Source organism: Streptomyces sp. NPDC048337 (assembly GCF_043201175.1).
Lineage (GTDB): Bacteria > Actinomycetota > Actinomycetes > Streptomycetales > Streptomycetaceae > Streptomyces.
Genome location: NZ_JBICYR010000010.1, coordinates 145,729 through 165,362, shown reverse-complemented (window position 1 = coordinate 165,362; position 19,634 = coordinate 145,729). Strand labels below are relative to the sequence as shown.

Sequence of the window (19,634 nt, the reverse complement as noted above, 5' to 3'; positions counted from 1 at the left end):
GGTAGGGGAACCACCCTCCGCGCAACAGCCCCCGGAAACACACCGGTTCACGTAGGGGCTGGTGACCGGGGGTACTCATCCGGCCGCCGGGCCGATCTGAGCATCCGTACTCAGGCCCGGGAGATGGCGGCTTGTCATCGTGTGGGCATGCCCTTTCAGCCAAGTGACCGCCTGCCGCGCGCCGGGATAACCGCCGTCGGCACCCTGCTGCCCGAGGAGGTCCTGTCCTCGGACGACCTGCTGCGGGAGGTGTCCCGCCGCAGCGGCCTCACGCTGCCGCCGTCGCTGCTGCGGCAGGCCACCGGCATCGTCACCCGCCGCGTCGCGGGCGAGGGGGTGTACGCCTCCACGCTCGCGGTGGGCGCCGCCCGGCGGGCGCTGGACGCGGCCGGACTCGGCCCGCTCGACATCGACCTGCTGCTCTTCGCCTCGGCCTCCCGCGACCTGGTCGAGCCCGCCACCGCGCACATCGTGCAGGCGGAGCTGGGCTCTCGGGCCCACGCCCTGGACGTGACCAACGCCTGCAACAGCTTCGTGAACGGGATCGACCTCGCCCGGTCGATGATCCTGGCGGGCCGGGCCCGGCGGGCCCTGGTGGTCACCGGGGAGACCCCGAGCCGCGCCGTCCGGCACTCCCCCGCCGACCTGGCGGAGTTCCGCGACGGCTTCGCGGGCTACACCTTCGGCGACGCCGGGGCGGCCGTGGTCGTGGAGGCCGTGGAGCGGGGCGGGATCCTCGACGTGGACAGCGAGACGCACTCCGAGCACTGGGAGGTCGGGGGCATCCCGGGCGGCGGTTCGCGCCACCCGCGCGGGGACGCGTACACCTACTTCCGCGGGGACGGGCACGAACTGCGGGGCGTCTTCGAGAAGGTGGGGACCGCGGTCATCGACCGGACGCTGCACCGGACTGGGATGGAGTGGGACGGCTTCGCCAAGGTGCTGGTGCACCAGGTGACGGTGCCGTACCTGGAGCGGTTCGCGGAGCTGACCGGGGTGCCCGCGGAGAAGCTGGTGGTGACCGTGCCCGAGCTCGGCAACGTCGCGAGCGCGGGCATCGGGCTCCAGCTGGACCGGGTGTTCGGCGAACTGGACGCCGGGGAGCGGGTGTTGTTCGTCGGGCTGGGCGGCGGCATCAGCATCATGACGATGGTCTGGGAAAAGTCGTGACCACCGCGAACCGGCCGATGTGGGTCGTGGTGCCCGCGCACGAGGAGGAGGCCCGCCTCGCGCAGACCCTGCGGGCACTGGCCGCCCAGCGGGACCGGGACTTCACCCTGCTGGTCGTCGACAACGCCTCCGCCGACCGCACCGGCGCGATCGCCCGGGAGTTCGCCGCGGGCGCCCCCTTCCCGGTGGAGGTCATCGAGGAGCCGGAGAAGGGGGTCGGATCGGCCGTGGACACCGGCTTCCGGTACGCGATCGGCCACGGCGCGAGCCTGCTCGCCCGTACGGACGCCGACTGCCTTCCGCGCCCCGGCTGGACGCACGCCGCCCGGGCCGCCCTCACGGACCGGCCCGGACTGGTGTGCGGGCGGGTCACGGCGCGGCGCGACGAGCACGGGCCGCTCGGCCGGGCCGGCTTCGCCCTGCTCGTGGCGCTCGCCGCGCTCTTCGGGCGGCTGCGGCCCGAGCACGCGCGCCGCAAGGGCTTCCGGGCGCCCTACCGCATGCACGCCGGGAACAACATGGCCATCACCGCCGAGCTGTACCTGGCCGTGGGCGGCATGCCCCGGCGCCCCTCGCCGACCGACCGGCTCTTCCTCAACGCCGTACGCCGCCACACCGACCGGATCACGCACCGCCGGGACATGGTCGTGGAGAACTCCACGCGGCGCCTGCGGGCCTACGGGATCGCCAGCACCGCCCGCTGGTACCTGGACCAGGGCAGCGGCTCGCACGGAACGGACCCCCGCTGATGCTGGACCGCCTCGACCACGCGCTGCGCAGCCGCCCCGACCGGCCCGCCGTGCTCACCGCCACCCGGACCGGAGCGCCGCGGGTCCGCGCCACCCGCGGCGAACTCGCCGAGCTGTCCGACGCGTTCGCCGCCGCGCTGCACGCCCGCGGACTGCGCGCCGGGGACACCGTCGGCGTCGCCGTACGCCCCGGGCCGCGGGCCCTCGCCGTGCTGCTCGCGCTGTGGCGGCTCGGGCTGCGCGGGGCCGTGCTCGACCCCGGCGCGGGACCCGACGTGCTGCGGGCCCGCCTCGCGCTGGCCCGGCCCTCGCTGGTGCTGGCCGACGCGGCGGCGCAGGCGGTGGCGGGCTGGGCGCGGCCGCTGGCCCGGCGGGCCCGGCTGGCGCTGCCGGACCTGGCCGAGCTGGGGCCGGTGGCCACGGTCGGGCGGCGGCTGCCGGGCTGCGCGCCCGCGCTGGACACGGCCGCGCCGCGTACGGGCGTTCCCGTGCACGGCGACCACGACGGGGACGCGGTGATCGTCTTCACCTCGGGGACCACCTCCCGGCCCCGGGCCGTGGTCCACACCCGGTCGAGCCTGGCCGCCGGCATGGCGAGCGTCGCCTCGCTGTTCGACGCCCGCGGCGAGGATCCCGTACTCGGGGGCACCTTCTTCGTCCTGGTCCCCTCGCTGACGCGCGGCGCGCCCGTCGCCCTGCCGGCCCGCGAACCGCGGGTGCTGGCCCGGCAGTTGCACCGGCTGCGGCCGCAGGACACCTATCTGACCCCGCCGCAGCTGCGCGACGCCCTGCGCGCAGGGGCCCGGTTCCACGGGCGGGTGTGGACCGGCTCGGCCCCCGCGAGCGCGGAGCTGCTGGAGCGGGTGCGGAGCGCGGGCGCGGCGCGGGCGTGGGGGGTGTACGCGCTGACCGAACTGTTCCCCGCCGCCGCGGTCGAGGCCCGGGAGAAGTCCGCCTTCGAGGGCCCGGGAGACCTCGTCGGCGCCCCGCTGCCCGGGGTCGTCGCCAAACCCGACGCGGACGGGCAGCTGCTCCTGGCCGGGGCCGCGGCCCGGGACCGCTACCTCGGCGAGGAGCCCGACGCGTGGGTCCGTACGGGCGACCGGGCGCGGCTGGACGGGGCGGGCCGGATCGTACTGGAGGGCAGGGTCAAGGACATGGTCCTGCGGCGGGCCGAGAACATCTACCCGGGCCTGTACGAACCGGCCCTCCAGGTCCCGGGGGTGGAGCTGGCCGTCCTGGTCGGGGTCCCGGCGGGCGACGGCGACGAACGGCTCGTGGCCGTCGTCGAGCCGCGGCGCGGCGCGTCCGAAGCCGCCCTGCGCAGCGCGCTGTCGGGCCCGCTCGACCGTATGGGCACGGCCCGTCCCGACGCCCTCCTCTTCGCCCGCATCCCGCTGTCGGGCCGCTCCCGCAAGCCGGACCGGGCGGCCACCTCGGCCCTTGCGGCGGGGCGCCTCGGCCACACGGTATGACCCCCGTCCCGGGCCTCGGCCCCGAACCCCGCCGGGGGCTCCGCCCCCGTACCCCCGCGCCTCAATCGCCGGCGGGGCTGACATCAGGAGGTACGCACCCCATGAGCACCCTGTCCCACACGCGGGCCCGGCGGCGTGACCGCCGGGTCTACCTGCGCAGCCATCCCGTGCTGTTCGGGCTGCTCGCCGCCACCCGTGGGCGGCCCGTCTGGCGCCTCGGCCGCACGCTGCTCGTGCACGACGGGGAGGCCTACCGGGAGGCGTTGACCCGGCTGCCGCTGGACCGTACGGCGGCCGGTACGACGGGCGGGGCCGCGCGGGCCGCGCTGTCCGGCGGCGGAGGTGTGCTGTTCGACCAGGAGGGCAGCGGGCACCGGGCGGACCGGCGGGACCTCGCGGGGCGGCTCGGCACGGCCGGGGTCGAGCGGCTGCGTGCGGTGTGGGAGCCGCTGCTCGTACGTCGCCTCGCGCCGCTCGCGCGCGGTGGCGAGGTGGACCTCGTGGAGCTGGCCCGGGAGCTGGCCGGGATGGTGGTCTGCGCGCTGCTGGACGTGGACGCCGATCCGCGGGCGGTGGCGGCCGCCGCGGGCGAGGCCGCGGCCTCTTCCGTACGCAGCCACCTGCCCGGGCCGCGCCGCCCGCGCGCGGAGGCCGCCGCGGCCGGGGCCGCCGACCGCCTCCGCGGGCTGCTGGGACGGGCCGACGAGGCACGGGCCGAGCACGGTCCGCCCGCCGGGAATCGTGCCGACCACAAGCGGGCCGGCCAGGGGCCCACCGACGGGCCGGCCGGCGGCAGGCGGGCCGGCCAGGAGGCCGCCGACGCGGGGTTGGCCGTCATGGTGGCGGTGGCGGCCGTCAACACCACCGTGGCCGCGCTGCCCCGGGCCGTGGCCTGGTGCGCCGACGCCGGACTGTGGGAGCAGGCCGCCGACCCGGTACTGCGCCCGGCGCTGGCCGACGAACTGCTGCGGGTCACCGCGGCCTCGCCGGTACTGCCGCGGGTGGCGGCCTCGGACGGGTCCGTCGGCGGCTGCCCGGTGCGCGGCGGCGACCGGCTGCTGCTGGTCGCCCGGCACGCGGCCGAGGCGCACCGGCGCGACCCGGACGCGCGCCGGCCCGCCGGGGCGGGGACCGCCCGGCTGGTGTTCGGCTCCGGGCCGCACGTCTGCCCCGGGGCCCGGCTGGCGCACGTCCAGCTGGCCGACGTACTGGCGGCGCTGGCACCGTACCGGCCGGTCGTGACGCGGTCCCGGGTGGACCGGCGGGCGGCCCTGCCGGGCTGGCGCACCCTGACGGTGGAGGCCCGCGCGTGAGCATCCGTATCGCGGTGACCGGGGCGAGCGGCTTCTGCGGCGGGCACGTGGCCCGGGCGGCCGCCGCCCGCGGGGCCGAGGTGGTGTGCGTGGGCCGCCGGCCCGGCCCGCTGGGCGAACACCGCTTCTGGGACGCCGCGCTCGGCGAGCCGGACTTCTCGGGGACGGACCTGGTGGTGCACTGCGCGGCGGCGGTCGGCGATCCGGCACCCGGGTCCGCCACGGAGGCGCTGATGCACGAGGTCAACGTCGGCGGCACGGAGCGGCTGCTGCGCGCGGCGGGCGGCCGGCCGGTGGTCTGGGTCAGCAGTGCCAGCGTCTACGACCCGCACCTGGACCGCGGCCTGGTCCGCGAGGACCATCCGCGCGGCCGCCACCTCAACGCGTACGGGCGGACGAAGTCGGCGGGCGAGGCCCTGGCCCTGGCCGCCGGCGCGGTCGTGCTGCGGCCGCGCGCCGTCTACGGCCCCGGGGACACCCAGCTGCTCCCCCGGCTCCTCTCCCGGGTCCGGGCCGGCACCCTGCTGCTGCCCGGTCCGGACGTCCGGCTCAGCCTGACGGCGGTGGAGAACCTCGCGGACGCCTGCCTGGCGGCGGCCGGCTGGCCCCCGGGCGCCTACAACGTGGCCGACGCCGAACCCTACGCCCGGGACGCGGCCGTCCGGGCGGTCCTGCACGCCCACTCCGTCCGGGCCCGGATCCGCCACCTCCCGCTAGCCCTGGCCCGCACGGCGGCCCGCCTGGCGGAGGCGCTGCCCACCGCCGAACCGGCCCTCAGCCGCTACGCGGTGGACCAGCTGGCCCACCCGGTGGTCCTGGACCTGACCCGGGCCCGCTCCCGGGGCTGGACCCCGCGCCGGAGCCTGGCGGACTACATATCCCCGATGGGGGTCAGCCGCTGACGGCCACCGGGGCCTCGGCCCTGCCGATGAGCAGGTCGAGCAGCGCCAGCAGGGAAGCGCGGACGTCCGTACGGGAGCGGGCGTCGAGCATGAGGACGGGCGTGTTGGGGTCGCGCAGGTGCAGGGCGGCCCCGATCTCCTCGGCGGTGTACGACTGTTCGCCGTGGAAGCAGTTCGCGCCGACCACGAAGGGCAGCCTGCGGCTCTCGAAGAAGTCGACGGCCGGGAAGCTCCTGTCCAGGCGTCGCGTGTCGACCAGCACGATCGCCCCGAGCGCCCCGTTCAGCAGGTCGTCCCACATGAACCAGAAGCGTTCCTGGCCCGGCGTGCCGAACAGGTAGAGGACGACTCCGGCATCGGTGAGGGTGATCCGGCCGAAGTCCATCGCCACGGTGGTGACCGCCTTGGACTCGATGCCGTCGAGGTCGTCGACGCCGACACCCGCGGCCGTCAGCCGCTCCTCCGTACGCAGCGGCTCGATCTCGGAGATCGTCTCCACCAGGGTCGTCTTCCCGACCCCGAACCCGCCGGCGATGAGGATCTTGACCGGAGCCGATTCCTGGCTGGCGGGGGTGTCATATCCGGGCAAGGTTGTCCCTGATTCTCATGAGCAGGTGGACGTTGGTGGTCTCGGCGCCCTCCAGGGGCGGCCTGTGGTGGATCAGCCCGCGGTCGGCCAGTTCGCCGAGGAGCAGCGCCATCGGGGTGAGGCGGATGTGCATCCGCGCCGCGATCTCGGCGACCGCCAGGCCGCCCGGCGCCGCGCACATGGCGAGGATGTCCTGCCACTCGGTGGGGAGGCCGCCGCGGGCGTCCTCGGCGATCGCCGCCGTGATGGTGGTGTCCATGCTGAGGACGGTGTGCGGTGCGGCTGTACGGCCGTCGGTCAGGGCGTACAGCCGCGTCCGGCGGCGCCGTGCGGGCTGTGGCTCGTCTTCCGGCATTACGGGGTCGGGACCTGGGTGCGCTCGGGGGTGCCGAGCCACTCGCCGAGCGCCTGGGCGGTCCGTACGGCCTCGCCGCCCAGCTCCCCGAGCCTCGCCTTGCGGGAGGTCACCACGATGAGGGTGCTGCCCTCGCCGCACCCGACGATGCAGAGGTAGCGGTCGTCCATCTCCACCAGCTGGCGGATGACGCGGCCGCCGTCGACCTCCCGGGATATGGCCTTCATCGTGGCCGCGATGCCGGAGGCCGCGGCGGCCATGCGCTCGGCCTGGGGCTCGTCCAGCAGGTAGGCGCTCAGCTTGATGCCGTCGTTGGACAGGAGCACGGCTCCCTGGATGCCGGCGATCCTGCTCAGGTTGTTGTCCAGGACGCTGTAGATCATGTCGGTTGATGAGGTGGTCATGGCTGATCCCGTCGGAGCTCTTCTTCCACTGTCTGGGTGCCCTGTTCGTAGTCCGCCCAGGCGTCGGCCACCTCTTCGGGGGTGGCGGTGTCCTGCGGGACGACGGTTTCCGGTGCGCGGGGCGCGCGCAGTTGCTCGGCGATGTGGGTCTGCGGGACGCGCTCGGGGAGGGCCGGCCTGGTGGGGCCGGCCGCCGGGGCGGGCGCGGGCGCGGGCGCGGGTGCGGGCGTCTGCGTACCGCGGGTCGGCAGACCTGCGCCCGCGTGCAGGACCAGCTCGGGCTTGCGTTCCACCGGCAGGCGCGGGACGGGGGCGGACGCCGCCGGGGCCGGGTCCTGGGCCGGCTGCACTGGTTCGCGCGGTGCTTCGCCCTCGGTGGCCACCAGCAGCTCCCTGGGAAGGATCACCACGGCCGAGGTCCCCCCGTACACCGAGCGGCGCAGGGTGACCGTCGCCTGGAGCTGGTCGGCGAGGTGACCGACCACGAAGAGCCCCAGCCGGTGCGCGTTCTGCGCCAGGACGGAGTAGGGCGGGGCCTCGTGCAGGCGCCCGTTCATCTCCTCGTACCGCTCGGGGGACACCCGCGGCCCGCGGTCCTCGATCTCGACCGACAGCCCGTCCGCCACCAGTTCGGCACGGATGACCACCTTCGACCGCGGCGGGGAGAAGCGGGTGGCGTTGTCCAGCAGCTCCGCGAGCAGGTGGCTGATCTGGCTGATCACGTGCGGTTCCACGCTGGTCTCGTCCAGGGCCTGGCGCTCGATGCGGCGGAAGTCCTCGACCTCCGCCGCGGCTTCGCGGAGCAGGTCGGCGACGCGCATGGGCTCGGTGTGCGGGTCGGGGACCTCGCCGCCCGCCAGGATGAGGAGGTTCTCGATCTGCCGTCGCATGCCCACCGTCAGCTGGTCGGCCCGCATCAACCGGGCGAGCAGCGCCTCGTCGTGACCGAAGGTGTCCTGGAGGTCCTCGGTGAGGCTCAGCTGGCGGCTGACCAGGTTCCCGGTGCGCGAGGCGATGCCCGCGGCGAACAGACCGAAGCCGTGGCGCTCCGCCGCGAGCTGCCGGTGTCCGTCGACGGACACGGCGACGGCCCGGGCGAACGCGTCGCTGACGCGGCCGACCTCGTCCCGGTCGCCGCGCACCGCCGGCAGCGCCGCGTCGTCGACCGTCTGCCCGCGCTGGAGCCGGGCGACGACGTCGGGGAGGGTCTCCTCGGCGACGGTCACCGTGCGCTCGTGCAGGACGTGCAGGCGGCGGAGCACCGACCGCGTGGTGAACACGACCACGACCACGACGAGCAGCAGCCCGCCGGCGCTTCCGCCGATCAGCCAGGCGACCTCGGTCCGCAGCTCCGCGGCCTTGGCCTCGCCGCGCGTGAGCACCTGCCGTGCCCGGTCGACGTTGAGCGAGGCCATCTGCACCGAGAAGTTCTCGTGCGCGGACCGCCAGCCGCCGACCTCGGCGGGCAGCTTGACGCCGGATTCGATGTCCTTGTGGTCGGAGACGACCGCGTTCTCGATGCGGGTCTTCGTCTTCCAGTCCGCGGAGGTGAGGATCCGCTCGTAGAACCGCCGGTCCCGGTCGGACAGATACGGCGCGATCCATGCCTCGTACAGGTACCGTTGGGCTCCCATGGCGGCGATGAACTGGTCGAAGGCGGCGGAGTCCAGCTCCCTGGACGGCCCGGCCAGGGCCAGGATCGAGTCCTCGCGCGCCACCATCTCGGTGGCCGAGAGCATCGGCACCACGGGCCGGCTCTCCTGGGTGAGTTCGGCGTCCTGCGCGTGGCTGAACTCCTGCTGGTACACCTGGATGACCGCGCCGACCGCGCCGGTGTAGTAGGCGAGCGTGGCGTCGGCGCCGCCGCTGCGGGCGTCGGCGCGCTGGCGGTAGACCGCCAGGCCGTCGAGCCGCTGGTTCACTTCCCTGAAGGGGGCCGCCGAATCGGCCGCCAGTCGGCGGAACTCGGCCGCGGCCTTGTCCGTCGCCTCCCGCCGGTCCCGCAGCTCCTCCTCGGCGCCGGGCGTGCCCGCCCATCGCGAGGCGGTCACCGTCCGCTCGGCCTGCAGGTCGACCATGAGCGTGTACAGCGGTGCGCCGAGCCGCTCCGCGGCCGCGACATCGGCCCGCAGGCGCTCCGCCTGCTCCAGCAGGCGCTGCGCGGTCACGGTCACTTGGGTGCCCATCGCCGCGACGGGGAGCACCGCCAGCAGGATGAGCAGCGTACGCAGGCGTACGGTACGCCTCCGACGAGGCGTCGACTGCCCTCGTGCGCCTTCGGGTTCTATGGGAGACATCGGTCCTCGGGAGCGGGGGACGAGCGGGGGACGGCGGGGCGGCGGGTGGCAGCGGGTGCGGCCCAACAGCCTGGTACGGCACCGTCCTGGGGTGGGGACGGGCACAACCTGTGCGGCTGCGGAGGGATGTGAGGGGCCGATCATAACCAGCCACACCGAAGAAGCGGATAGGTATCTTCCGTGGCCGAATCGTGCTATCGGCAGCGACAGGTCCCGTGCCGGAGACCGGATCGGAATCCAACCGCGATGTCCCCGACACCGTGCGGGACGCGGCCCCCTCCCGTCCGGATGACCGGCCCGGCCGTCACGTTCTACCCTCATTACAGAAGGCGGGCGGAAAGCTGGCCTGTCGACCGCCGCCCGCCCCTGGCGACAGGAGGCGGACATGAAAGCGTCGATGCGACGGTCCGCGATCATCGCGAGCGCGGCCGCCCTGCTGGCCACGGGCTTCGGCGCGACCGGCACCGCCGGATCGGCGGCCCCGGCGCCCGCGCCCGCCCGGGACTCCGACGGTGTGCTCGAGCTCGGCTACGTACTGCCGGAGACCGGCCAGCTGGCCTTCCTCGGCCCGCCGATGATCGAATCGACGAAGTTCGCGATCAAGACCATCAACGACGCCGGCGGTGTGCTGGGCAAACCGATCCCTACCCCGATCTCGGGCGACGAGGCAGGTCAGGAAGCCGTGGCCGTGCAATCGGCCGACCGGATCCTCGCCGCGGGCGTGGACGCCATCATCGGCGCCGCGGCCTCCGGCATGTCGCTGTCGTTCATCGACCGGGTGACCGGATCCGGCGTGGTCCAGTGCTCCGGCTCGAACACCGCGCCCACCTTCACCGACTACGACGACCACGGCTACTACTTCCGTACGGCGCCCAGCGACGCCCTCCAGGGACCTGTCCTGGCCAAGGTGATCCAGGGCGACGGGCACAAGCGGGTGGCCCTGGTGGCGCGCGCAGACGACTACGGGCGCGGTCTGATGGACGCCACCAGGAAGGCGCTGGAGGAGGGCGGAACGACCGTGGTCCTGGCGGACACCTACGACCCCAAGGCGACGAACTACGACCAGGTCGTGCAGAAGGTGAAGAACTCCGATCCGGACGCCGTCGTGGTGGTGGCCTTCGAGGAGGGCACCCAGATCCTGCAAGGCCTCATCGAGGCCGGGCTCGGCCCCGACCGGATCGGCGTGTACGGCACCGACGGGCTGCGCAGCGAGGAGCTGCCCGCACTGGTGTCCCCGCGTGACCCGGGCAGGATCGCCGGCATGAAGGGAACGGCACCGGCATCGGCGTCCAACCCGCAGTACGTGAAGGCGCTCAAGGCCTTCGCGCCCCGCCTGAAGGTGCTGCAGTTCGCGCCGCAGACCTTCGACTGCGTGACGACCATCGCGCTCGCCGCCGAGAAGGCGAAGTCGGACGACCCGGCGAAGTTCGTGAAGGAGATGGTGGGTGTCACCAAGGACGGCGAGAAGTGCAACAGCTTCGCCGCTTGCAAGAAGCTGCTCGCGGCCGGCAAGGACATCGACTACGACGGTGTGAGCGGCCCGCTGGACTTCACCGCGGCCGGTGAGCCCGGTCAGGCGACCATCGAGGTCTACGCGTACGACGACGCGGGCAAGCTGCAGACGCTGCGCACCGAGGTGAGCACCCCCCGGACGTAGATCAGCGGACCCGGGCCAGGGTGCCGAGGTAGAGCTCGATCACCTTCCTGTCGTGGAGCAGGTCCCGGCCGGTGCCGGTGTAGGCGTTCCGGCCCTGGTCCAGGACGTATCCGCGGTCGCAGATCTGGAGGCACCTGCGGGCGTTCTGCTCGACCATGAACACGGCGACTCCCGCCCCGTTGATCTCCTTGACCCGTTCGAAGACCTGGTCCTGGAAGAGCGGTGACAGGCCTGCCGAGGGCTCGTCGAGCAGCAGCACCCGCGGCTCCGTCATGAGCGCGCGTGCCATCGCGAGCATCTGCCGCTCGCCCCCGGACATCGACCCGGCCTTCTGCCCGCGCCTCGCGGCCAGCACGGGGAATAGTTCCTCGACGGCGGCGGCCCGGCGCGCGTAGGCGCCGGGGCGCAGGTACAGGCCCATCCGCAGGTTCTCCTCCACCGTCAGGGCGGGGAAGACGTTCTGCAGCTGCGGTACGTATCCCACGCCCCGGCGTACGAGGTCGTGCGCGGGCCGGTTCGTCACGTCCTCGCCGTGCAGCCGTACGGTCCCGCCGCGTACCTTCAGCAGCCCGAAGACGGCCTTGGCCAGTGTCGACTTGCCGGCGCCGTTGGGTCCTACGACGCCGACCAGCTCCCCGGGGCGCACCTCGACGCTGCATCCGCGCAGTACGTCGACACCCGGCAGGTATCCGGCGACGAGCTCCTCGGCCGCCAGCACGGGCACTTGTCCGTGGTCGGACATGGCTCATCCCTCCTCCCCGGTCGCTTCCGGTTCGTCGTGCCGCCTGCCCAGGTAGGCGTCCACGACGGCCGGGTTCCGGCCAATGGTGCGGGGCGGGCCCTCGGCCACCAGCCGGCCGTCGGCCATCACGGCCACCCAGTCGCTGATGCCCATCACCACGTCCATGTCGTGCTCGACGAAGCACACGGTCAGGCCTTCGTCGCGCAGGTCGGTGATGTGTCCCAGCAGTGACTGGGTGAGGGCGGGGTTCACCCCGGCCATCGGCTCGTCGAGGAGCACCATGACGGGCTCGGCCATCAGCGCGCGGGCCAGTTCCAGCAGTTTGCGCTGCCCGCCGGAGAGCGTGCCCGCGTGGTCGTCGCGCAGCGGCGCGAGCCGGAACCGGTCCAGCAGTTCGTCGGCCCTGCGCGTGATCTCCCGTTCCTGCCCGCGCCACAGCGGCGGCAGCAGTGCGGGCAGGAGCCGCTCGCCGCGCTGGCCGGTCGCCGCGAGCAGCATGTTCTCCAGCACGGTGAGCCGGGCGAGCGTCCGGGTCAGCTGGAACGTACGGACCATGCCGCGGCGGGCCACCCGGTGCGCGGGGCGGCCGGCGAGCGGGTGCCCGTCGAACGACCAGCGGCCGCCGCCGGCCCGGTCGAAGCCGCTGACCACGTTGAACAGCGTCGTCTTGCCGGCGCCGTTGGGTCCGATGAGTGCCGTGATGGCCCCGCGCTGCACCTCCAGGTGGTCGACGCGTACGGCGGTGAGCCCGCCGAAGGCGCGGGTGACCCCGTCCAGGACCAGCAGCGGGTCCGGTTTGGGCACCCCGGGCAGGGGTGCGACCCCGGCGAGCCGGGGCGCGGGTGCGGGAGGGGTGTCAGCGGCCACCGAGCAGCATCTCCTTCCTGCTGCCGAGAAGGCCCTGGGGCCGGAAGGCGACCAGCAGGATCAGGGCGAGCCCCACCAGGGCGAAGCGCACTGCGCCTGCCTCCGAGGTGCTGATCAGGTCCGGGGAGACGTATCCGGCGTCGATGGCCTGGCGCAGCCCGCTGTCGAGGAAGGTGAGGACGAACCAGAAGAGGACCGAGCCGACGACCGGGCCGAGGATCCGCCCGGCGCCGCCCAGGACGAGCAGGGTGTAGAGGAAGAAGGTCACGGCCGGCTCGAAGCTGTCCGCGCTCACCGACTGCACCTGGATCGCCTGGAGCATGCCGGCGGCCGCGCCGATCACCCCGCCGAGGACCAGGCTCGTCATCTTGTACGCGTAGACGTTCTTGCCGAGGGCGCGTACGGCGGTCTCGTCCTCGCGGATCGCCCGGATCACCCTGCCCCACGGGCTGTGGATCAGCAGCGCGAGCAGGCCGGCGACCACGGCCACCAGGCCCCATCCGACGATCAGCACCCACAGGTCGCGGGCGCCGAACCGCACCGTCCAGAAGCCGTACGTGCCGGGAGGGATCGGGCTCAGCTCGTAGAAGTCTCCGGCGAAGCGCTGGAGGCCGTACACCCCGCCGGTCGTGGGCTGGGCCCAGCCGGAGCGGTAGAACAGCCGCAGCGTCTCCCCGGCGGCGATCGTGGTGATCGCGAGGTAGTCGGCGCGCAGCCGCAGGGTGGGCAGGCCGAGCAGCAGGCCCAGGACGACGGCGGAGGCGAGTCCGACCAGGATGCCGAGCCACATCGGTCCTCCCCAGGTCGCCACCGTGATCGCCAGTCCGTAGCCACCGACGAGCATGAAGCCGACCTGGCCGAAGTTCAGCAGCCCGGTGTAGCCGAAGTGGAGGTTGAGTCCCGTCGCGGCGAGCGCGTACACCGCGGCGATGGGGCCGATGCCCGAGCGCAGCGCGTCGGAGAGGACGACCGACCAGTCCACGGCGCACCACCGCCCCTCACCCGACGCGTTCCGCGTGGCCGAGGATGCCCTGCGGCCGTACGAGCAGAACGACGATGAGGGCCAGCAGCGCCCAGGCGTACTGGAGGTCGACCGGGAACCAGAGCGTGGACATCTGGGCGACGACGCCGATGACGAGGCTGCCGGCCATCGCGCCGTACGCCGAGCCCAGGCCGCCGAGGATGATCGCCGCGAACATCAGCAGGAGCAGCTTGAAGCCCATGTCCCAGGTGACGATCTCGACCAGGCCGAAGAAGACCCCGCCGAGGGCCGCCAGCGCGCCGCCGAGCATCCAGACGACCAGCACGACCCGCCGCACGTCGATGCCGGAGGCCTCCGCGAGGTCGCGGTTGTCGGAGACGGCTCGGACGGCCGTGCCGATCCGGGTCCGCTGCAGCAGGGCGGCGACGCCGAGCAGGGTCGCCGCCGACAGCAGGGTGACGACGAGGTCGCGCGGGGTGATGCCGACCGGGCCCAGGTCGATCGCGCGCTGGATGTCGTACTGGGCGTAGGAGCCGGGGCGCGTCCCGTACAGCACGAGCACGATGTGCCGCAGCAGCAGTGAGAGCCCGATGGTGACGATGAACATGTTGATCAGCCCGGTGCCCCGGGCCCTCAGCGGCCGCCAGACGCCGAGGTCGACGGCCGCGCCCAGCAGGGCCCCGAGGACGACCGCCGCGAGGGCGGCGGGGATCAGGTGCCATCCGGGCCCGGCCGGCGAGGCGTTGAGGAAGAACGCGAAGGTGGCGCCGATCGTCACGAACTCGCCGTGCGCGAAGTTGATCAGGTGGATGGTGCCGAAGACCAACGAGAGTCCGACCGCGGTGATCGCGATGATCACACCGAACTGGACCCCGTCGACGAGGGCCTGCAGGGCGCGCGCCCCGAACCCCGGACCGCGCGCCGCCTGCTCGCCCTGCGCCGGCGCGGTGACCGCCAGCGGCGTCACGAGGAACAGGGCGAGTGCCGGTACGAACAGCCGCTGAGTGCGCACGGTGCATCCGGTAGGACGTGACCACCTGTGTCACTCAGTGTAAGCGCGCATCAGGGCCCGCGCCCTGCCGCCGTCAGCCCTCGTCGGAGTCCGGGGTCAGGCGCAGGGAGATCGAGTTGATGCAGTAGCGCTGGTCCGTCGGCGTGGGGTAGCCCTCGCCCTCGAAGACGTGGCCCAGGTGGGAGCCGCACGTCGCGCAGCGGACCTCGGTACGGATCATGCCGTGCGAGGTGTCCGCGATCAGCTCGACGGCGTCGGTGTCCTTCGGGTCGAAGAAGGACGGCCAGCCGCAGTGGGAGTCGAACTTCTCCGTGGAGCGGAACAGCTCGGCCCCGCAGCCGCGGCAGGAGTAGACGCCCGCCGTCTTGGTGTCCGTGTACTCACCGCGGAAGGCCGGCTCGGTGCCCGCGAGGCGGAGCACCTGGTATTCGGACGGGGTCAGCTCCGCCTGCCACTGCTCGTCCGTCTTCTCGACCTCGTACGCCATGACGTTCCCGCTCCCTCGGTTCCCTCAGTTCGACAGCCGGGCAAGGATCTGGGGTCCCAGATCCGTGACGTCGCCCGCGCCCATGGTGAGAACGAGATCGCCGGGCTTGGCCATTCCCGCGATGACGTCGGCGACGGCCTCCTTGGCGTGCTCGGCGGTGACGTCGGCGCCCGCGGCCCGGGCGGCGGCGATGATGATCTCGCTGGTGACACCGGGGATCGGGTCCTCGCGCGCCGGGTAGACGTCCAGGACCACCGAGGCGTCGGCGAGGGCGAGGGCCTGCCCCATCTCCTTGCCGAGCTCCTGGGTGCGGGAGAAGAGGTGCGGCTGGAAGACGACCAGGATCCGGGAGTCCCCGGCGGCGCCGCGGATGGCCTCCAGGTCGGCGGTCATCTCGGTGGGATGGTGCGCGTAGGAGTCGATGACCTGGACGCCGGCGGCCTCGCCCTTCAGCTGGAGGCGGCGCTTGACGCCGGTGTACTTGCCGAGGGCGGAGGCCAGGTTGTGCGCCGGGATGCCCAGGGCCACGCCCGCGGCGAGGGCGGCGACGGCGTTGTGCGCGTAGTGCCGGCCGGGGACGGACACGGAGAAGGTGAGCATCCGGCCGCCGAGGACGACCGTGACCTCGCTGGTCAGGCCGCGCGGGGTGATCTTGGTGATGCGGACGTCGGCCTCGGGCTCCTCGCCGTAGGTGACGACGTTCAGGCCCTCGCGGCCGGCGACGCGGCGGGCGATCTCGGCCGCGCCCTCCTGGCCGTGGGTGACGACGAGCGTGCCGCCGGGGACGATCTTGCCGACGAAGGTCTCGAAGGACTCGTAGATCTCCTCCATCGACGCGTAGTTCGCGTGGTGGTCCAGCTCCGCGTTGAGGATGATCGCGACCTGCGGGGTGTACTTGTGGAAGCTGCGGTCGCTCTCGTCCGCCTCGGCCACGAAGATGTCGCCCTCGCCGTGGTGGGCGTTGGAGCCGGGGGCGTCCAGGTCGCCGCCGATGGCGTACGAGGGGTCCAGGCCCAGGGCCGAGAGGGACACCGCGAGCATCGAGGTGGTGGTGGTCTTGCCGTGCGTACCGGCGACGGCGATCGGGCGCAGCCCGTCCATCAGGGCGGCCAGCGCGTCGGAGCGGTGGACCACGGGAACGCCCAGCTCGGCGGCGCGCGCCAGCTCGGGGTTGTCCGCGCGGATGGCGCTGGAGACGACCACGCAGGTGGAGTCGGCGGCGAGGTGGTCGGCGGCGTGCCCGATGTGGACCGTGGCGCCGTGGGCGCGCAGCGCCTGGGCGGTCTCGGAGTCTCGGGAATCGCTGCCGGCCACCTGCGCGCCGCGCTGGGCGAGGATCTTCGCGATGCCGGACATGCCGGCGCCGCCGATGCCGATGAAGTGGGGCCGTTCCATGGCGGTCGGCAGGCCGGGCTTCATTCAGGTCGCTCCAGGATCGAGTGCGGTGCGCGTGTGCGTCGGGCTCTGAGGACCCAAGCCTATTCGTTGTGGGCGAAGAGCTTGAGCACCGGAACACCGACCTTGTGCCGGGCGCGGGAGGCCCAGTCCCGGTGGAAGAACTCCTCGACGAAGTGCGGGGCGGTCAGGACGATCACCTCGTCGGCGTTCGTCTCGTCCACCACGGCCTTCAGCTTGTCGAGGGGGTGGTCCTCGACGATCTGGCCGACGGCCTTGGCGCCCTTCTTGCGCAAGGCCTCCAGGGAGTGCTCCAGGGCCTGCCCGGCGGGGCCTCGGGCGGCCTCGCCCTCGGGTTCGTCGCCCTCGCGGATGGCCTCGGGGAGCTCGCCGAGCGCTACGTCGTCGATGGCGCGCAGCAGTCGGTCCTGGTCGCCCCTGGGTTGCATGAGGACGACGAAGGAGACCTGGTCGTCTCCGTGCAGGGTGGTGACGAAGTCCACGTCCACCGTGGTCAGCGGCTGCTCGATCATCAATACGCTCGTGAACACGGACGCCCTCTCCTTCATGGGCCGAGGCCTGGTGGCCGGCCCCTGCGGAAACCATCCTGCCCCGCTCTCGCACGGGGCCTGCGGAGGTATATGTGCCCAGTGGAAGCTAAGCGGAACGGCAAATTCCGCGGCTTGTCAGATCCGACGGTAGCTCGTGAACAGGAACCCGGCCTCTTCCAGTACGCAGGCGGGCGCGAGCCGGTGCGGAACCGTGACAGAGGGGCCCCCGGAGATCCGCTGGGCGTCGCCCGCCGTGAGCATCGGCGAGATCGTCAGGCACAGCTCGTCCAGGGCGTCGGCGGCCACGAACTGGCCCAGCAGCCGGGGCCCGCCCTCGGTGAGCTGACGCCGCAACCCCCGCTCCGCGAGCTCCCGTACGGCCCGGGCCGGGTCCGCGCCGACCCCGTCGCCCGCGACGACGACCTCGGCCCCGGCCTTGACCGCCTCGGCCACCCGGTCCGCGGGCGCGGCGGCGCCGGTGACGACCAGGGTCGGCACCAGGGGGGACGTGAACAGGGGCAGCGAGAAGTCCAGGTCCAGGCTGGCGGTGACCACCGCGATGGCCGGGGCCGGGCCCTGTCCGGCGGCCGCGCGCCGGGCCGCGAAGGCCTCCCGGGCCCGGGCCGGGCGGTAGCCCTCCTGCCGAACCGTTTCCGCCCCGACGACCACGACATCGGCCAGGGCCCGCAGGGTGCCGAAGATCCGCATGTCCGTCTCGCCGGAGATCGGCTGCGAGCGGCCGTCGTGCTGGGCGGCCCCGTCGAGGGTCGACACCATGTTCGCCCGCAGCCAGTGCGCGTCCGGCCCGAGCGCGGGATACGCGTAGGCCTCCGCGAGCTCGTCCAGCGACCACTCTCGGTCTGATGTCTGATCGGTCACAGGGAACAGGCGTCGCATCGGTGCAGTGTGCCACGCCCCGTAGAGTTAAGAGCTGTGTCCACACCACTGATCGCCTCCGGCCGGCCCCCGATAGCCGACGACGCGGGCCCGCAGGCCCTGTGCGCCCGCGAGCCGCGGGTGCCCGCCGAACGGCTGGTGGCCGAGATGGTGCCGCCGCCCCGTTTCGACTCGGTGCGTTTCGACACGTACAACCCGGACCCGACCCAGCCCAGCCAGGCCGAGGCCGTCACCGCGCTCAGCGGCTTCGCCGCTGGCCTGGGCGGAGCACACGCCTCCGGATCCGGCAGGCGGCGCTGGTTCGCGAAGAAGCCGGCCGCCCCGGCGGCCCCGCGCGGGGTCTACCTCGACGGCGGCTACGGCGTCGGCAAGACCCACCTGCTCGCCTCCCTGTGGCACGCGACCCCGGCCGAGCCCGCGCTGAAGGCCTTCGGCACCTTCGTGGAGCTGACCAACCTGGTCGGCGCGCTCGGCTTCCAGCAGACGGTCCAGACCCTGGGCGGACACCGCCTCCTCTGCATCGACGAGTTCGAACTGGACGACCCGGGCGACACCGTCCTCGTCTCCTCGCTGCTCAGCCGCCTGGTCGAGCAGGGCGTGGCCCTGGCCGCCACCTCCAACACGCTGCCCGGCAAGCTCGGCGAGGGCCGCTTCGCCGCCGCCGACTTCCTGCGGGAGATCCAGGGGCTGTCGGCGCACTTCCGGCCGCTGCGGATCGACGGCCAGGACTACCGGCACCGCGGCCTGCCGGAGGCCCCGGCCCCGTTCTCGGACGAGCAGGTCGCCAAGGCCGCGTACGCGACCCCGGGCGCGAGCCTCGACGACTTCCCCGGGCTGCTGGAACACCTGGCCCGGGTCCACCCGAGCCGCTACGGCGCGCTGACGGACGGGATCTCGGCCGTCTGCCTGACCGACGTCGGCGCGGTCCCGGACCAGTCGACGGCGCTGCGGCTGGTGGTCCTGGCCGACCGGCTGTACGACCGCGAGATACCCGTGCTGGCCTCCGGCGTTCCGTTCGACCGGCTGTTCAGTGACGAGATGCTGAACGGCGGTTACAAGAAGAAATACTTCCGCGCCATATCGCGGCTCACCGCGCTGGCGCGCGACGCGAAACCCCTGGTGTCCCAGTAGGTTTGGGAAATGCCGGGCCCTTCCGGGGACCCGGCCGTTTCCACTTCTGCGAAGGGATCCACCATGGCCACTGTTCGCAACGCACACGCCGTCTGGGAAGGCGACCTGCTCACGGGCAAGGGCGAAGTCACCCTCGACTCGTCCGGTCTCGGCAGCTACCAGGTCTCCTGGCCCGCGCGCACCGACGAAGAGGCGAACGGGCGGACCAGCCCGGAAGAGCTGATCGCGGCGGCGCACTCCAGCTGCTTCAACATGGCCTTCTCGAACGTGCTGGCGAAGGCGGGGAATCCACCGGCGAAGCTGACCACGTCGGCGGCGGTCACGTTCGTGCCGGGGCAGGGGATCACCGGGATCCACCTCACCACCGAGGGGGAGGTGCCGGGGATCGACAACGACGCCTTCGTCGCTGCCGCGGAGGACGCGAAGCAGAACTGCCCGGTCAGCCAGGCCCTGACGGGCACGAAGATCACCCTGAGCGCGAAGCTCGCCTAACCGCTGCCCGGAGCCACCCCGCCCCTGAGCACCGCAGGGGCCGGGTGGACCCGGCTCACCCCCAACCCCGGGGCTCCGCCCCGAACCCCGCTCCTCAAACGCCGGAGGGGCTGGATGGTGCCCGGCGTGACTGCGCAAGTGCGGCTCAAAAATCGGGGCTCCGCCCC

The 19,634-nt window shown here is 73.4% G+C and carries 20 protein-coding genes; 8 read left to right on the top strand and 12 right to left on the bottom strand.

The features are described from left to right. Window positions 1-147 precede the first annotated feature (147 nt). From ACGFYU_RS18795 to ACGFYU_RS18775, 5 genes are all read left to right on the top strand, one after another. On the top strand, window positions 148-1,170 hold the full coding sequence (locus ACGFYU_RS18795; protein ID WP_393828400.1) for a 3-oxoacyl-ACP synthase III family protein: 1,023 nt from the start codon (window positions 148-150) through the stop codon (window positions 1,168-1,170). Continuing rightward, the gene (locus ACGFYU_RS18790; RefSeq protein ID WP_393828399.1) at window positions 1,167-1,919 is read left to right on the top strand and encodes a glycosyltransferase; all 753 of its coding nucleotides are present in this window, start codon (window positions 1,167-1,169) and stop codon (window positions 1,917-1,919) included. Before ACGFYU_RS18795 ends, ACGFYU_RS18790 begins: the two co-directional genes overlap by 4 nt. Then, a complete protein-coding gene (locus ACGFYU_RS18785; protein WP_393828398.1) occupies window positions 1,919-3,394 on the top strand; it encodes a class I adenylate-forming enzyme family protein in 1,476 nt (491 codons plus the stop codon). The genes ACGFYU_RS18790 and ACGFYU_RS18785 overlap by 1 nt, the downstream gene beginning before the upstream one ends. A 101-nt stretch (window positions 3,395-3,495) precedes the next feature. Then, window positions 3,496-4,707, top strand: coding sequence for a cytochrome P450 (locus tag ACGFYU_RS18780; protein ID WP_393828397.1), 1,212 nt, complete (start codon window positions 3,496-3,498; stop codon window positions 4,705-4,707). Continuing rightward, entirely contained in the window at window positions 4,704-5,609 is a 906-nt protein-coding gene (locus ACGFYU_RS18775; RefSeq protein WP_393828396.1) for an NAD-dependent epimerase/dehydratase family protein, read from the top strand. The genes ACGFYU_RS18780 and ACGFYU_RS18775 overlap by 4 nt, the downstream gene beginning before the upstream one ends. On the opposite strand, the gene ACGFYU_RS18770 is transcribed toward ACGFYU_RS18775, so the two are convergent. From ACGFYU_RS18770 to ACGFYU_RS18755, 4 genes are read right to left on the bottom strand one after another with little or no spacing between them, the layout of a single operon-like run. Then, complete coding sequence (locus ACGFYU_RS18770; RefSeq protein WP_393828395.1) at window positions 5,599-6,198, bottom strand: ATP/GTP-binding protein; 600 nt, start codon at window positions 6,196-6,198, stop codon at window positions 5,599-5,601. The genes ACGFYU_RS18775 and ACGFYU_RS18770 overlap by 11 nt on opposite strands. Continuing rightward, the gene (locus ACGFYU_RS18765) at window positions 6,185-6,553 is read right to left on the bottom strand and encodes a DUF742 domain-containing protein (protein ID WP_393828394.1); all 369 of its coding nucleotides are present in this window, start codon (window positions 6,551-6,553) and stop codon (window positions 6,185-6,187) included. The genes ACGFYU_RS18770 and ACGFYU_RS18765 overlap by 14 nt, the downstream gene beginning before the upstream one ends. Then, window positions 6,553-6,957 (bottom strand): roadblock/LC7 domain-containing protein, encoded by a 405-nt coding sequence (locus tag ACGFYU_RS18760; protein ID WP_393828393.1) that lies wholly within the window; start codon window positions 6,955-6,957, stop codon window positions 6,553-6,555. Before ACGFYU_RS18760 ends, ACGFYU_RS18765 begins: the two co-directional genes overlap by 1 nt. Then, on the bottom strand, window positions 6,954-9,254 hold the full coding sequence (locus ACGFYU_RS18755) for a nitrate- and nitrite sensing domain-containing protein (RefSeq protein WP_393828392.1): 2,301 nt from the start codon (window positions 9,252-9,254) through the stop codon (window positions 6,954-6,956). The genes ACGFYU_RS18760 and ACGFYU_RS18755 overlap by 4 nt, the downstream gene beginning before the upstream one ends. Window positions 9,255-9,639: 385 nt before the next feature. Here ACGFYU_RS18755 and ACGFYU_RS18750 point away from each other — a divergent pair, with 385 nt between their 5' ends. After that, on the top strand, window positions 9,640-10,911 hold the full coding sequence (locus tag ACGFYU_RS18750; RefSeq protein ID WP_393828391.1) for an ABC transporter substrate-binding protein: 1,272 nt from the start codon (window positions 9,640-9,642) through the stop codon (window positions 10,909-10,911). 1 nt (window position 10,912) lies between these two features. Here the strand turns inward: ACGFYU_RS18750 and ACGFYU_RS18745 are convergent, their stop codons facing one another. The 8 genes from ACGFYU_RS18745 to ACGFYU_RS18710 form a co-directional block, all read right to left on the bottom strand. Further along, on the bottom strand, window positions 10,913-11,653 hold the full coding sequence (locus tag ACGFYU_RS18745; RefSeq protein WP_393828390.1) for an ABC transporter ATP-binding protein: 741 nt from the start codon (window positions 11,651-11,653) through the stop codon (window positions 10,913-10,915). Window positions 11,654-11,656: 3 nt separating this feature from the next. After that, window positions 11,657-12,520 (bottom strand): ABC transporter ATP-binding protein, encoded by an 864-nt coding sequence (locus ACGFYU_RS18740; protein ID WP_393828389.1) that lies wholly within the window; start codon window positions 12,518-12,520, stop codon window positions 11,657-11,659. Continuing rightward, a complete protein-coding gene (locus ACGFYU_RS18735; RefSeq protein WP_393828388.1) occupies window positions 12,510-13,502 on the bottom strand; it encodes a branched-chain amino acid ABC transporter permease in 993 nt (330 codons plus the stop codon). The genes ACGFYU_RS18740 and ACGFYU_RS18735 overlap by 11 nt, the downstream gene beginning before the upstream one ends. A 16-nt stretch (window positions 13,503-13,518) precedes the next feature. Beyond that, window positions 13,519-14,514 carry a branched-chain amino acid ABC transporter permease gene (locus tag ACGFYU_RS18730; RefSeq protein WP_393828387.1) on the bottom strand — a complete coding sequence of 332 codons (996 nt, stop codon included), beginning with the start codon at window positions 14,512-14,514 and terminating at the stop codon, window positions 13,519-13,521. A 73-nt stretch (window positions 14,515-14,587) separates the two neighbouring features. Then, window positions 14,588-15,001 (bottom strand): peptide-methionine (R)-S-oxide reductase MsrB, encoded by a 414-nt coding sequence (gene msrB, locus ACGFYU_RS18725; protein ID WP_393828386.1) that lies wholly within the window; start codon window positions 14,999-15,001, stop codon window positions 14,588-14,590. A gap of 24 nt (window positions 15,002-15,025) precedes the next feature. After that, complete coding sequence (gene murC / locus ACGFYU_RS18720) at window positions 15,026-16,420, bottom strand: UDP-N-acetylmuramate--L-alanine ligase (RefSeq protein WP_393828385.1); 1,395 nt, start codon at window positions 16,418-16,420, stop codon at window positions 15,026-15,028. 59 nt (window positions 16,421-16,479) lie between these two features. Beyond that, window positions 16,480-16,947, bottom strand: coding sequence for an indole-3-glycerol phosphate synthase (locus ACGFYU_RS18715; RefSeq protein ID WP_393828384.1), 468 nt, complete (start codon window positions 16,945-16,947; stop codon window positions 16,480-16,482). A 135-nt stretch (window positions 16,948-17,082) separates the two neighbouring features. Further along, window positions 17,083-17,844 (bottom strand): pyrimidine reductase family protein, encoded by a 762-nt coding sequence (locus tag ACGFYU_RS18710; RefSeq protein WP_393828383.1) that lies wholly within the window; start codon window positions 17,842-17,844, stop codon window positions 17,083-17,085. Between the two features lie 36 nt (window positions 17,845-17,880). On the opposite strand from ACGFYU_RS18710, the gene zapE reads away from it, so the two are divergent. Together zapE and ACGFYU_RS18700 are read left to right on the top strand one after the other, a co-directional pair. After that, complete coding sequence (zapE, locus tag ACGFYU_RS18705) at window positions 17,881-18,975, top strand: cell division protein ZapE (protein ID WP_393828382.1); 1,095 nt, start codon at window positions 17,881-17,883, stop codon at window positions 18,973-18,975. Window positions 18,976-19,038: 63 nt separating this feature from the next. Further along, a complete protein-coding gene (locus tag ACGFYU_RS18700; RefSeq protein ID WP_393828381.1) occupies window positions 19,039-19,467 on the top strand; it encodes an OsmC family protein in 429 nt (142 codons plus the stop codon). The last annotated feature ends 167 nt before the right edge of the window (window positions 19,468-19,634 follow it).

What these genes read in the sequence shown, in the direction of transcription:
- ACGFYU_RS18795 (WP_393828400.1), top strand. Translation starts at nt 148, where the DNA reads ATGCCCTTTCAGCCAAGTGACCGCCTGCCGCGCGCCGGGATAACCGCC.
- ACGFYU_RS18785 (WP_393828398.1), top strand. Translation starts at nt 1,919, where the DNA reads ATGCTGGACCGCCTCGACCACGCGCTGCGCAGCCGCCCCGACCGGCCC.
- ACGFYU_RS18780 (WP_393828397.1), top strand. Translation starts at nt 3,496, where the DNA reads ATGAGCACCCTGTCCCACACGCGGGCCCGGCGGCGTGACCGCCGGGTC.
- ACGFYU_RS18765 (WP_393828394.1), bottom strand. Translation starts at nt 6,553, where the DNA reads ATGCCGGAAGACGAGCCACAGCCCGCACGGCGCCGCCGGACGCGGCTG.
- ACGFYU_RS18760 (WP_393828393.1), bottom strand. Translation starts at nt 6,957, where the DNA reads ATGACCACCTCATCAACCGACATGATCTACAGCGTCCTGGACAACAAC.
- ACGFYU_RS18755 (WP_393828392.1), bottom strand. Translation starts at nt 9,254, where the DNA reads ATGTCTCCCATAGAACCCGAAGGCGCACGAGGGCAGTCGACGCCTCGT.
- ACGFYU_RS18750 (WP_393828391.1), top strand. Translation starts at nt 9,640, where the DNA reads ATGAAAGCGTCGATGCGACGGTCCGCGATCATCGCGAGCGCGGCCGCC.
- ACGFYU_RS18745 (WP_393828390.1), bottom strand. Translation starts at nt 11,653, where the DNA reads ATGTCCGACCACGGACAAGTGCCCGTGCTGGCGGCCGAGGAGCTCGTC.
- msrB (WP_393828386.1), bottom strand. Translation starts at nt 15,001, where the DNA reads ATGGCGTACGAGGTCGAGAAGACGGACGAGCAGTGGCAGGCGGAGCTG.
- murC (WP_393828385.1), bottom strand. Translation starts at nt 16,420, where the DNA reads ATGAAGCCCGGCCTGCCGACCGCCATGGAACGGCCCCACTTCATCGGC.
- ACGFYU_RS18710 (WP_393828383.1), bottom strand. Translation starts at nt 17,844, where the DNA reads ATGCGACGCCTGTTCCCTGTGACCGATCAGACATCAGACCGAGAGTGG.
- ACGFYU_RS18700 (WP_393828381.1), top strand. Translation starts at nt 19,039, where the DNA reads ATGGCCACTGTTCGCAACGCACACGCCGTCTGGGAAGGCGACCTGCTC.